Raw genomic sequence first — 12,989 nt, 5'->3', positions numbered from 1 at the left:
AAGCAAATTATGATAGAAATTCTATTGAAGAACAAAGAAATTATCAAAGTAAATAGGCCTAGTGAAATTCTAGATCAGAATTTGGATTTTCATGTAATGCAATTCATCGATTACACAGATGAGGAAATAAACTGGGTTGAGGATAAGTTTGGAGTCGATTTTTCGGTAATGAAGCATTATGAGGATATCGAGATCAGTTCTCATTTTTTGTCAAATGATAATGAAGTGTCTTTTCATATTTCAATTCCTTACTACGACGAGGATAAAAAACTGATTGAATCACCTGTTTTCTTTATAATTTCTTCCAAAGGTCTTTTTTTCTTCTCCAACTCGGGAGTCGATCTTTTTTTCAATAAAACGTATTCATACAAATTTTCACAATTACAACAATCAATAGATACAAAGACTATTTTAAAATTTCAGATTGAATTCATTTCTGACTATTTTGCCGATATTACGGAGAGCGAAACCAAAAAAGTAAAGGCTCTCGCGAGTACCATCTTATTGGAAAAAAAATTCTCTGCAGAAGTTATGGATCTTATCACAAGATATAATTTCAACAACTTGCTCCTAAAAGAATGCTTACTTGAAACTACCCGAGTTTTCAACTTGTATAAGAAAAGTTCTTGGCAACAAAAAAATGATATAAAAGAAACCATTGAATCGGAACTGAATGACTTATCTGTAGTTTCGGATTACATCCAATTTAATTTTGACCGATTGGACGATCTAAAGGAAAATGTGTCGAATAAAATTGATTTGGAACAAAATCATATTTTCAAAATGCTTACCGTTGTTACGGTCTGTATCTCTCTGCCAACATTTATTGCGGGACTTTATGGGATGAACTTTGAAAATATGCCAGAACTTCAAGCGCCTTTGGGATATCCTTTGGCAATAATTGCAATGGTATTTGCGGCAGCCTTGCCTTATCTCTATTTTAAGAGAAAGAAATGGTTGTAAATCATTTTGAAAAGCTAATAAATAACACGAGTATTGATATTGTCAAACAAAATAGTCATTGTGTTAGCAAGAGTTATAATTACTGTCCCTTGAAAGCGTATTGTTATGAAAGAGCATTTTATTGTTTGAGAGGCACTTTTCATTGTTTGAACATGATCTGTCATTGTTTCTGCAAGGGACTCCATTGTTTTAATACGAACTGCCATTGCGACAATGGCAGTCCGTATTTATTTTAAATTTGAGGTGTCGAAACAAAATAATGTCTCATGATTCATAAAAAGGCAATTACATTTCACAACGACCTTAGCTAAGTTACTTATACTTTAATAAATTTTCTTTTGTAGAATCCTCCTTCAGCTTCAATTATAATAATATACATTCCTTGTTGAAATTTCCGGGCATTTATTTGATGAAAATTATCAGTTATCTCCAAAATTAATTTACCTGTAGAATCAATAATTTTTATATTATGAATAGGATTGTTTATATTGGTTTCAATGTTAATTGTTTCTTTTACAGGATTTGGAAAGATTGAAAAAGATTCATTCTCTGAAAAATCGGTAACTTTTAATGTCGAACAATTTACCATACTAGGATAATTGGTGTCAATTAAGGTTCCGTTTGCTAATGTTCCTGAAAGATTTGAGCCCCAATTCCATAAAGAACCATCACTTTTTATTGCCGCGCAAAAAACTCCTCCAGCAAAAATAGATTGCCAATCTTTATCAGTTCCAATTTGGATTGGATATAACTGATCTTGATTGGTTGAATTTCCCAATTCTCCTAATTCATTATATCCCCAACTCCAAATACTTCCATCTGATTTTATTGCTAAGGTATTAAGATCTCCACTTGCTAAAGCTTTCCAATTTGTTTCCAATCCAATCTGTATTGGTATATCACTATATATAGTGCTTCCGTTTCCAAATTGTCCATAATTATTATTTCCCCATGCCCACAATGTTCCATTGGTTTTTAATGCAATTGTTGTAGCAGTCTTTGCAGAAATAAAGTTCCAGTCGTTATCAATCCCAATTTGAATTAAAGTGTTTTTGTCAGGTAAATTCCAACCAATTCCTAGCTGACTACCATTATTGCTGCCACAAGACCATAAGGTTCCATTATTTTTTAAAGCAACTAAATAATCTGTTCCAGCCGATACAGATTTCCAATCCGTATCTGTCCCCACTTGCATTGGAAAGTTTCTGTCCGTATTTGTTCCATCACCTAATTGTCCGTTAGTATTCTTACCCCATGTCCATAGTGTACCATCAGTTTTTATTGCAATGGAAAATGTTCTGCCAGCAACTGCTAATTTCCAATTTTTATCATTACCTATTTGTGTTGGGGTATTTCTATTAATATTTGTACCATCTCCAATTTCTCCATGTCTATTGTACCCCCATCCCCATAATGTCCCATTCATTTTTATAGCCAATGTATGTACATTGCTTCCATTTGTGATAGTTTTCCAATCGGTATCAATACCAATTTGAACTAGTTGACTTTTATTAGTAAAGCTCCCATCACCCAGTTGTCCATATTGATTCCAACCGCAACCCCACAATGAGCTGTCTGTTTTTAAAGCAATTGTATGCGCTCCGCCTAGTGCTATATCTTGCCAGCATTGAGAATAAACTGAATTATTTAGTATTATGAATAGAAATAATAAAGATAATTTTTTCATGTTTTATTTAGTTTGATTTTTCAACATTGTCTACAAGTAGTACTTACTGCCTAAGTAATATATGGGCTTCCAAATATACTCGTTCTATTCCTACAAAAAAATAAGAAACCGACAAAAAATAAAATTTGCCCCGTTGCACAAAGCCCGAGCTTCACAAAGTCTCATGACTTTGCGGAGCGGGGGGTGTAGTTGTTGTGGATTATTATCGGGATCAGACTTCTATCAGCTCGTTTTTACCTAACAAAAAGGACAAAACCTTAGCTTTATACTACGCCAACGTGTCTTTATGCTAAGTCAGCGTGTCTTTATGCTAAGACAACGTAGGTTTAACCTAAGTCAACGTAGGTTAATACTAAGTCAGCGTAGGTTTAAGCTAAGCCAACGTAGGTTTATCCTAAGTTAACGTAGGTTTAAGCTAAGTCAGCTTAATAAAAATGAAAGTGAAGCTTGGTTCGAAGCTCATATTAGGGCATTATTTTTTCTTCGGATGCCCTATTTTGCTGGGCGAAGCATAAAAAGGGTTGAAATGAATAAAATTTATGCTTTGTAAGTTTGTGACTATTATTTTCTATATTTGGGAAAAGGTTCAACAGATATTCACAGAAATGATCGGCAGACTTTTATTTGGTTTACAATTGTCAAGAAACATCAAATAAAGCTAAAAGTTATGGGGCCTTGGGAAAAAAATAATTAGTTGAGTAAGAAATATAAAAAAAATGAAAATGAAAAAAAGAATTTTATTAGTAGCGACGTTGCAACTTTTTTTAACTTTGAATAGCTGTAGTTCAGATTCTGGAAATGATTTAGGGGCAACTCCAGAGCCACCAGTTCTAGTTATAAAAMCTGCAAAAGTAACATCGTATTCTAAAAATTCTGGAGAAACTGGAGAAACAGTTACCATATATGGTGAAAATTTTTCGGACAAAATAAGCGCTATAAAAATAACTTTTGATGGAGTTGCAGCAACAATTGTTTCAACTACCGCAGCAGAGATAACTTTTAAATTGCCAGCCACTGAAAAAGTATTGCCGAAAATGGTACTTACAGTAGATGGGAAAACAGTAAATAATGAAGTCAAAAATAATTACAGTGGAAATATAGGTATTCTTCCTGCCCGTTCTTTGACAGATTGGATAGCGCAGGAAAGAACTTTAGAAAGAGATGGATCAACAGACAATATTCAAATGATTAGTGATAAAATATTATATCTTGGGGGTGTTTCTAAGACCTTAGACGGAGGTATTACGTGGAGTAAATGGGCAAACGGCACAAGGTTTTATGCTACTACAAATGATGAAGGATGGAGTAGTTCATACGGGCTCCATAATCTTACTAAAATTACAGCTGGCGGGTATTTAGGTCAAGAGACATTTGCTAAAATAGAAAACACTACGGAAGATTATTATTGTATGTATGTAGATGCTAACATGAATGACGGAACAGTTGTTACACGAAACGGAAAGGTTTTTACAACTTCTAATGGGGTTGATTTTACAAAAGTTTATGAAATAGGAGATAATACGGCTGATCTTTTCCAATCAGCAGAAATTGATAACGATCATTTTTGGGCAATTGGCTATAAAACTATAAAGAATAATGAAGGCTTTACTGATAACCGACCTTTTATTTTATTCAAAAATAATAAAACAGATGGGTGGAAAGAGTATCCTTTTATTAATGAACCAGGGGGGTATTTTGCAAGAGAGATTTGCTTTGTAGATCTAGAAACAGGTTTTCTTTTAGTAAATCAATACTTCCAAACTTTATTAGATGTTAAGTTATTTAAAACAACCAATGGTGGAGATTCTTGGACGCCAATTTACAATGGAGAAAAGTTTACAAAATTTGCTTTTAAAGATGCCAATACCGGTTGGGCAATTTTAGAAAATAAAATTTATAAAACTACAAATGGCGGTACCGCTTGGACTTTAGACTATACCCATAACCAACCCATTAGGAATATTTCATATAAAAACAATGTTGTTTGGGCTTTTTCTACAGATAAAATACTCAAGCGTTATTTATAATTAAAAGAATTCAAAAACACTATCCTAATCTGTGTCATCTGTGGGTTTTATTGTGTAATTTGAGTTAAAAACACTTCATAAAAAAGGGCTTTCAAATATTTTGAAAGCCCTTTTTCAGTATTAATAAAAACCTATTTTAAACAGTATGTTTCGGATTGAAACCATCCTCGCTTAGTTCTTTGTGGTCATAATCGGCAACCATTTCGGCTTCATAATCCACTTTTTCTCCTTTAGATAATTTGGCTTTGATTTTCTCCATGATTTCATAAATAACAGGAACAATAATCAAGGTTAGGAATAACGATGAAATCAATCCACCAATAATTACCCAAGCCAAACCATTTTTCCATTCGGCACCAGCTCCAGAAGCCAATGCAATAGGGAACATACCGAAAACCATCGCAATTGTCGTCATCAAAATTGGACGAAGACGAGCGTGATTCGCTTGAATCAATGCCGTTCTGATGCTTTCGCCGGCAGCTCTTCGCTGGTTGGTGTAATCCACAAGCATAATCGCATTCTTACACACCAGACCTATCAACATAATGATACCCAAAATGGTAAATATATTCAATGTATTATTCGTTAACGCTAAAGCCAGCATCGCTCCAATAAACGAAAGCGGAATAGCAAACAATACCACAAACGGGTGCATAAAACTATCATACAAACCAACCATTACAAGGTAAACCAAGACAATAGCGGCCAATAAAGCGATTCCCAAAGTACCAAAACCTTCGCTTTGATTTTCTTGGTCTCCACCCCAAATGTAATTTACACCAACTGGTTTTTTAAGTTTGTCCAGTTTGGCTTGCCATTGTGTTACAATTGTTCCTGTTGGAACCCCAACGTTTTGACCTTGTACCGTTACCGAAGCCGATTTGTCACGACGTTCCAATTGGCTAGGTCCTGAACCTTCAGTAATAGCAGCAAATTGAGACAATTTGATTTGTTGACCCGCATTGTTGATGAAAATTAGATTACTTACGTCAGTAATATTTTTTCTGTCAAAAGCATTGTATTTAATGTTGATGTCATACTCGTATTCACCAGCTCTAAACTTTCCATCCGTGTTACCACTATAAGCAGTTTGCATAGTCATACCAACAGTTTGAAGTGTTAGTCCTAATGCAGCCATTTTATCACGGTCCACTTGTACATTGATTTCAGGATTTCCATCTTCAACGGTTAGTTTAATCTCGGTTGTTCCTGGAATGGTACGCAATTCAGCTTCGGCTAATTTGGCGAATGCCATAGCAGCTTCGGTAGAAGGTCCTGTTACAATCAGTCCAAGTTTTGCATTTTCGGCAGTACCTAAAATTCCAACTGGAACTGTTTTTACTTTGGCTCCAACCAATACTTTTTCCAATTTACGTTTGATTTTTGCAGCATATACCGATGCATCATCTGTACGTTCTGCTTGGTCAATCATTTTTACGTCAATCTCAGCTTTGTATGCAGTTGCTTGTGCGCCACCCATACCTTCACTGGTTTGTCCTACAGTCGTAATCTGGCTATGAACATACTCTTGATTTTTCAAAAAGGCTTCCGCTTTTTGAGTCATAAAGTTTGATTGTTCCAATGAAGCGTCTTTTGGCATTTCGATTTGAACCAAAAACTCCCCACTATCTGAAGAGGCAAAGAATTCTCCACCAATAAAACCACCACCCATTAATCCGATAGTCGAACCAAAGAACAAGACAAGTACAACAGCAATTGTTTTGAAATAATGATCCAAACACCATTTTAATAATTCGGTAACCCAGTTTGTAAAGCGAGTTAAATAGCTTTCGAATCCAAGAATAGTTTTCCCGAACAAGTTTTTCCCTTCAATGTGTTCCAATTTACCAAAACGAGAAGACAACCACGGAATAATTGTAAACGAAGCCAACAATGAAAACAATGTTGAAATAATTACGGTAACACAAAACTGCGTGATAATATTCGATACCAATCCAGAACTCATTGCAATTGGTAAAAACACCACCACAATTACCAATGTAATAGAAGTTACAGTTCCACCGATTTCGGCTGTTCCGTCAAAGGCGGCTCGAACTCGGCTTTTACCCATTTCCATATGCCTGTAGATATTTTCCAATACCACAATCGCATCATCGACGAGAATACCAACCACAAGTGAAAGCCCTAATAAACTCATCAAGTTCAACGTATATCCCATTAGGTAAATTCCAATGAAGGTTGCAATTAACGAAACAGGAATCGAAACCATTACAATCAATGAGTTTCTAATACTGTGCAAGAAGAACAACATTACAAAAGCAACCAATACTACCGCGATCATTAAATCGTGAATTACAGAATCTGCAGCTTCCAGGGTGTAAACCGTACTGTCTTTGGCTATTTCCAGTTTTAATTCGTTGGTTTTATAATCGCTTTCTAATTTACTAATGCTTTTGTGCAATAGTTCACTTACCGCTACGGCATTCGCATCTGATTGTTTAATTACCTGTAAAATAATCGCGCTTTTTTGATCGACACGAGAAATTTTCTCGGCAATTTTTTGCGCATCTTGTACATCGGCAATATCTCTCAAACGAATTTCAATTCCGCCTTTAGAAGAAACAACTAAGTTTCTTAGTTCTTCAACATTCTTGTATTTTCCAGCAAGACGGATTAATATTTTTTGATTACGGGTTTGGATGTTTCCAGTTGGGAAATCCAAGTTTGAAGTCAAAATAACTTGTTGTACTTGTGGAACCGAAAGTCCGTAACCTTGCATTTTTACTGCATCAAGATTCACTTGAATTTCTCTTTCCTGACCACCAATAATATTTACCTGTGCCACACCCGTTACACGAGATAATACGGGAGCAATTTTTTTATCAATCAAATCATAAAAAGCAGCTTCGTCCATTTTTCCGTTGGCACCAATAGTCATAATTGGTAAATCACTCAACGAGAATTTAGATAACGACGGTGTTTTGGCATCATCTGGTAAATCACTTATCAAAGCATTGATTTTTCGCTGTGCGTCATTCATCGAAACGTCAACTTTTGCTTGTGTTGTTAGTGTAACCGTAACTACAGACAAACTTTCGTATGATTTGGAATCAATTTTTTTGATGTTTTCCAAAGAGGCGATTCCGTCCTCAATTTTTTTGGTAACCGTGTTTTCAACCTCACTTGGAGAAGCTCCCGGATAAATGGTAGCAATGGTGATTACGTTTTGTTCGAATTTAGGAATCAATTCATAGCCCAATTGGCTATAGCTGAACAGTCCGCCAAGGGTAAGAATCGTAAACAATACAATTATTATCGACGGGCGTTTTATGGATATTTCTGCTAATTTCATGTTTTTGGCTTTAGGCTTTAGGCTTTAGGCAATAAGCTTAATGCTTATGGCGTATAGCTTAATGCTTTTGATTATTTAATAATTTCTACTGTATTACCGTCTTGCAAGTTAATTTGCCCTGTAACAATTACAGTTTCACCATCAGATAATCCGTCAACTATTTCTACTTGTTCTCCTATGATTCTTCCAGAAGTTACTTTTTTCAATTTAGCGATACCGTTTTCTACAACAAAAACTTCATTACTGCTTACACTTCCTACGAAAGCATTTCTAGGAACTACTTTTAATTGTAGTTTTTGTTTAGAACCAAAATTAGCAGTTCCATACATACCCGCTTTTAAGCTGTTATCAGCGTTGTTTGAGATTTCAAGTTCAACTGGAAAATTCAGGGTTTCATCTGCTTTTGCAGCAATAAAAGTAATTTTACCTGCAAATGTTTTATTAGGGAATACACTTGAAGTAACATTAATAGTGTTTCCTAATTTTAAACTGGCTACTTGACTTTCGTTTACGGTAACTTTTAATTTTAATTTAGAAACATTCACAATGTCAAACATTGCTGTAGCTGGCATTCCTGCTAAAATAGAACCTGGCTCAATGTATTTTTTATTGATGAATCCTTTAATTGGAGCTTTTACTTTGGTATCTCCAACATTGATGTTTGCTTGTTTCAAGTTGTTTGTAGCATTAGTCAAAGCCAATTTTGCCTGATCCAATTGTTGTTTGGTAACACCGCCTGAATTAAAAGCGTTTAGATAACGGTCATAATCCGATTTTGCATTGTCATAAGAAGCTTTTGCCGTTTGGGCATTTACATTTATAACGTCACTTCTAACGATTACCAATGTTTGTCCAACATTTACATAATCCCCTTCTTTTACCAAAACGCTAATTACTTTACCTGATTTTTCAGCAGAAAAAGTCAATTCTTGAATTGGTTCAAAATTTCCATTGGCTAAGAAATCCAATGAAACATCTTCTGTTTTTACCAGAGCTGTTTTTACAGATACAGCTGCATTTTTTTCGGCAACGATATCAGTTTTAGCTTTATTCTCTTTTTTGTTCTTATTTAAAGTAAAAGCAATAAGTCCTAATGCTCCTAGAATTACGATTATAGTTATTATATTCTTTTTCATCTTGTTTTAGTTTAATAGGGTTTTAAGTTCTCCTTTTGTTTTGATTAAAGTTATTTCTGCTATTTTGTAAGCTAATACTGCTCTGGTATAATTGTTCTGTGCTTCAAGCGATGCGTTTTCGGCATCCAATAAATCTGTTAATGAAGCTAATCCCTGTAGATAATTGTTTTTGGTATTTTTCAAAATCTCAGCGGCCAAACTCATATTTTCTTTTTGATTTGTAATGGTTATAATGTTGTTCTCGATTTGAGTTTTTGCATTTATGTATTCCAAATCAAGTGAAAGTTGCGTGTCTTTGATGTCTTCTTGTTGTATTCTGATGTCCACGTCAGCTTGTCTCACTTTTGCACGGGTTCCGAAACCAGTAAAAATTGGAACTTTTAAATTTAATCCAACAGAAGAGTAATCTGACCAATACACACCATCTGCAGGTTTTGCAAAAAGCGGTACTTCTGGACCTTGTCCTAAGTAGTTATAGCCAGCAACCAATGAAAGTGTTGGGTAATATCCAGCTTTTACTGCAGTCTTTTGGAATTCCAATAACTCTTCTTGTTTTTTCATAAGCAAAAATTCCGTTCTGTTTGCGGTATTTGGTGCTTCTGTCAAAACTTGTGGTGTTACTTCAAATTCGGTTCTTGGGATTTCAATTTTTGTTTCAATTGGCATTCCCATATAAAACTTCAAAGCATTTTCTTGTAACTGAACTTGATTTCTTACCTGCTCGCGGTCAGTATCGATATTCGACATTTTTACGATGATTCGATCCAAGTCAATTTTTTTGGCCAAACCATTATCAAATTGCCCTTTTACAATGTTGCGTACTTTTGTCGTATTAACATAATTGCTGTCCAATAAAGTTAATCTTTCACGTAGAACATAAACGGAATAGTAATTGTTTGCTACTCTTTCGATTATTTGCTCTTCTGTCAACTGATTGTTTATTTGGTAAAACTCACGCGTGGTTTGTGCTGCTCTTAAACCTGTAAAAACGGATTGGTCAAAAAGCGTTTGTGTTAATGAAACTCCAGCTCCCGAAGTCCATTTTTGCCCAAAAGCAACTTGGATCGATTGTCCAGGTTGTCCAAACATTGCTCCGTCAAGTACATTGGTCTGTAAAACGGGATTGTATATTAAGCTTCCGCTTGCAGAGATTTGTGGTAAAGCTCTAGAACGTATTTCTTCGATTTGGTAACCGTTATTTTCAATTTCTAATTTTGCTTTTTTAGCATCGGCTTTGTTCTCAAGTGCATAGCTAATTGCCGCTTTTAACGTAAGCGGATTTGTTGCTGTTGTGCTTACCCCTTGGGATTGTGCAGTGAGAGCAAAAGTCAAGAATGTTAATAAAAGTATTCTTTTCATGATAAGGTTGGATTTTGTAATTGTTTTTCTAGTTCTATAATTCCATTAGGCGTTGCCATTGCTCTAGTGTGATATTCTAATGCTTCTAATTCTAATTTCTGTGATTCTTTTTCAGAACTCGTCATTCCGTGGATGCTGAAAATAAGGTTGTAATAAAATTTAACATAGATGTCGATGTCTAAATGTTCTCGGTACAAACCCTGTTGAATCCCTTTTTCAATATTTTGTTTAAAGACCGTGTTGCATTCGTTTATTTCCCTAGACATTACTTTGTCATAGATTTCAGGGTAATGCTTTTTTAATTGATGAGCTGGTGAAGCTTCTCCAGATTTAAACATTTCTTTGAACATCTTTTTGATTTCAAAATTTTCTTTGATAGCATTATAATTTTTTGCTGCGATTGTATCGATGCTTTCATGAATTGTTTTGTGAACCATCTCAGTGCTTTCCGCGATCAGAATTTCTTTGTTGCAAAAAAATTTATAAATCGTTTTTTTTGAAATACACATTTCACAGGCAATATCATCCATAGTTACACTCTTAAAACCAAGTTTTAAGAAGAGTTCCGTTGCTTTTGAAATAATTTTTTCTTTCATTTTATGGGTAACTTGTTGTTATTGAATAATAAAGTAAAAGTTAGTTGTCAAATGAGTTTTAGTTTGTTGTTGTGCTTTATACGAACTGGTTATTCTTAATGTGAAAATTCTAAGTTGGCAATTAGCTTTATGTCTTTCCCTATCGGATGACCTCCATTTGACGAAAGGATATTGTAATTCAGTCCAAATTCTTTACGGTTGATGTTTCCAGTAATTTCAAAAGAAGCTTTTTGAACACCATTGTAATTATTGAATCCAACAAATTCAGTATCCAATTCAACAACTTTGGTTATGTTCTTGATAGTTAGAAAGCCTTTCAAGAAATTGATGTTTTTATTTATCTTCTGGAAAGAGGTCGATTTGAATTGTATCAATGGATTCTCTTCTTCGTCAAAAAGATCAATGAATTTTAAATCTTTATTTTTCTGTATCGAATTCGCTTCTTTGTCTTTTACATTCAATGAAAATTCAATCGAGGCATCTTCAACTTGGTCGTTTTCTATGGCAACATGTCCTTTGAAATTGTTTTTGTTTCCTGGCATATAGCCAATTAGAGAATGTCTAGATTTTATTAATACGTCTGATCCGTTTGAATCAATTGCCCATTCATTTTCCATGATCCTTATTTTTAGTAATGTTACTTCCTTGTGTTTTGTTTTTTGATGTTGTAAAATGCATTTAGGAAACTTTGAACACCATTAAAGTTTCTAATGTTTTTGCAAATGTAATAAGGAAACTTTAAATACCAATAAAGTTTCCAATGTTTTTTTTCGATGTATATCATAAGGAAAAACTATAGTTTCATTTTTACAATAATTTACAATCCAATAATTAATATTTGAATTGTATCTTTGGGCTTTAAAATCCAAGCMAAATCGACTCTGGAAAAGTAAACGAGACCTTATTTATGCACGCTATTTATCAGTATCAAGAATTTTTTATTACTTATTTAGAAAATCAAACGATTAATAAAGAACCCAATAATCTATACGGCCCCATAGATTATATTTTGGGTTTAGGTGGGAAAAGAATGCGGCCTGTATTGACTTTAATGGCTTCAGAAGTTTTTGATGCTGATTATAAAAAGGCGCTTCCAGCGGCGATGGCTGTTGAGGTTTTTCATAATTTTTCGCTGGTGCATGATGATATTATGGACGATGCGCCTTTAAGAAGAGGGGAGCAAACCGTTCATGAAAAATGGAATATTAACACCGGAATCTTGTCGGGTGATGCCATGCTTATTTTGGCATATCAATATTTTGAACAATATGAGCCAACTGTTTTTAGGGATTTGGCTAAGTTATTTAGCAAAACAGCTCTCGAAGTTTGTGAAGGCCAACAATGGGATGTTGATTTTGAAACCCGTAAGGATGTTAGTATTCCGGAATATCTGAAAATGATAGAATACAAAACGGCTGTTTTGGTAGCGGCTGCTATGAAAATGGGTGCTATTATTGCTAACACATCCGAAGAAAATGCCGATTTGATTTATGATTTTGGACTCAATTTAGGATTGGCTTTTCAACTACAGGATGATTATTTAGACGCTTTTGGTGATCCGGAAACTTTTGGAAAACAAGTAGGAGGGGACATTATTGAAAATAAAAAGACCTACTTATATTTGAAAGCATTAGAATTTTCGAGCACTGAAAAAGCTTCAGAATTAGAGAAACTATTTAGCTCGCAATTAGACGACAATACCAAGAAAATAGAAATTGCAAAAGCTATTTTTAATCAATCAGGCAGCTCAAAAGCTACACAAGAAGCGATAGAAATGTTTACATTCAAGGCATTTGAAACCTTAGATAAAATGGATATAGAACTTCCTAAAAAAGAAATGCTAAGAACATTTGGCGAAAACCTGATGGGAAGAAAAGTTTAGCAATATTAATATCAAAATTCAATTAC

The 12,989-nt window shown here is 34.4% G+C and carries 9 protein-coding genes; 3 read left to right on the top strand and 6 right to left on the bottom strand.

Going from position 1 to position 12,989, the window contains the following annotated elements; all coding sequences use genetic code 11:
* Nucleotides 1-9 precede the first annotated feature (9 nt).
* Nucleotides 10-963, top strand: coding sequence for a CorA family divalent cation transporter (locus tag AC1DY0_RS10700; RefSeq protein WP_477188593.1), 954 nt, complete (start codon nucleotides 10-12; stop codon nucleotides 961-963).
* A 316-nt stretch (nucleotides 964-1,279) separates the two neighbouring features.
* Here the strand turns inward: AC1DY0_RS10700 and AC1DY0_RS10695 are convergent, their stop codons facing one another.
* Nucleotides 1,280-2,650: an RCC1 domain-containing protein gene (locus AC1DY0_RS10695; RefSeq protein WP_477188592.1), complete on the bottom strand. Its 1,371-nt coding sequence runs from the start codon at nucleotides 2,648-2,650 to the stop codon at nucleotides 1,280-1,282.
* Between the two features lie 722 nt (nucleotides 2,651-3,372).
* Here AC1DY0_RS10695 and AC1DY0_RS10690 point away from each other — a divergent pair.
* Nucleotides 3,373-4,677 (top strand): IPT/TIG domain-containing protein, encoded by a 1,305-nt coding sequence (locus AC1DY0_RS10690; protein ID WP_477188591.1) that lies wholly within the window; start codon nucleotides 3,373-3,375, stop codon nucleotides 4,675-4,677.
* 136 nt (nucleotides 4,678-4,813) lie between these two features.
* On the opposite strand, the gene AC1DY0_RS10685 is transcribed toward AC1DY0_RS10690, so the two are convergent.
* The 5 genes from AC1DY0_RS10685 to AC1DY0_RS10665 form a co-directional block, all read right to left on the bottom strand.
* A complete protein-coding gene (locus AC1DY0_RS10685) occupies nucleotides 4,814-7,990 on the bottom strand; it encodes an efflux RND transporter permease subunit (RefSeq protein ID WP_477188590.1) in 3,177 nt (1,058 codons plus the stop codon).
* Between the two features lie 71 nt (nucleotides 7,991-8,061).
* The gene (locus AC1DY0_RS10680) at nucleotides 8,062-9,126 is read right to left on the bottom strand and encodes an efflux RND transporter periplasmic adaptor subunit (protein WP_477188589.1); all 1,065 of its coding nucleotides are present in this window, start codon (nucleotides 9,124-9,126) and stop codon (nucleotides 8,062-8,064) included.
* Nucleotides 9,127-9,132: 6 nt separating this feature from the next.
* Nucleotides 9,133-10,485 carry a TolC family protein gene (locus AC1DY0_RS10675; protein WP_477188588.1) on the bottom strand — a complete coding sequence of 451 codons (1,353 nt, stop codon included), beginning with the start codon at nucleotides 10,483-10,485 and terminating at the stop codon, nucleotides 9,133-9,135.
* Complete coding sequence (locus AC1DY0_RS10670) at nucleotides 10,482-11,081, bottom strand: TetR/AcrR family transcriptional regulator (protein ID WP_477188587.1); 600 nt, start codon at nucleotides 11,079-11,081, stop codon at nucleotides 10,482-10,484. Before AC1DY0_RS10670 ends, AC1DY0_RS10675 begins: the two co-directional genes overlap by 4 nt.
* A gap of 95 nt (nucleotides 11,082-11,176) precedes the next feature.
* A complete protein-coding gene (locus AC1DY0_RS10665; protein WP_477188586.1) occupies nucleotides 11,177-11,698 on the bottom strand; it encodes a YceI family protein in 522 nt (173 codons plus the stop codon).
* A 290-nt stretch (nucleotides 11,699-11,988) separates the two neighbouring features.
* Here AC1DY0_RS10665 and AC1DY0_RS10660 point away from each other — a divergent pair, with 290 nt between their 5' ends.
* Entirely contained in the window at nucleotides 11,989-12,963 is a 975-nt protein-coding gene (locus AC1DY0_RS10660; protein WP_477188585.1) for a polyprenyl synthetase family protein, read from the top strand.
* The last annotated feature ends 26 nt before the right edge of the window (nucleotides 12,964-12,989 follow it).

The organism is Flavobacterium sp. P1_E4, from assembly GCF_056405915.1.
This window is presented reverse-complemented; position numbering and strand designations above follow the sequence as displayed.

Excerpts from the sequence above, each read along its gene's own strand:
- AC1DY0_RS10665 (WP_477188586.1), bottom strand. The coding sequence starts at position 11,698 with ATGGAAAATGAATGGGCAATTGATTCAAACGGATCAGACGTATTAATA.
- AC1DY0_RS10685 (WP_477188590.1), bottom strand. The coding sequence starts at position 7,990 with ATGAAATTAGCAGAAATATCCATAAAACGCCCGTCGATAATAATTGTA.
- AC1DY0_RS10660 (WP_477188585.1), top strand. The coding sequence starts at position 11,989 with ATGCACGCTATTTATCAGTATCAAGAATTTTTTATTACTTATTTAGAA.
- AC1DY0_RS10695 (WP_477188592.1), bottom strand. The coding sequence starts at position 2,650 with ATGAAAAAATTATCTTTATTATTTCTATTCATAATACTAAATAATTCA.
- AC1DY0_RS10675 (WP_477188588.1), bottom strand. The coding sequence starts at position 10,485 with ATGAAAAGAATACTTTTATTAACATTCTTGACTTTTGCTCTCACTGCA.
- AC1DY0_RS10670 (WP_477188587.1), bottom strand. The coding sequence starts at position 11,081 with ATGAAAGAAAAAATTATTTCAAAAGCAACGGAACTCTTCTTAAAACTT.
- AC1DY0_RS10680 (WP_477188589.1), bottom strand. The coding sequence starts at position 9,126 with ATGAAAAAGAATATAATAACTATAATCGTAATTCTAGGAGCATTAGGA.
- AC1DY0_RS10700 (WP_477188593.1), top strand. The coding sequence starts at position 10 with ATGATAGAAATTCTATTGAAGAACAAAGAAATTATCAAAGTAAATAGG.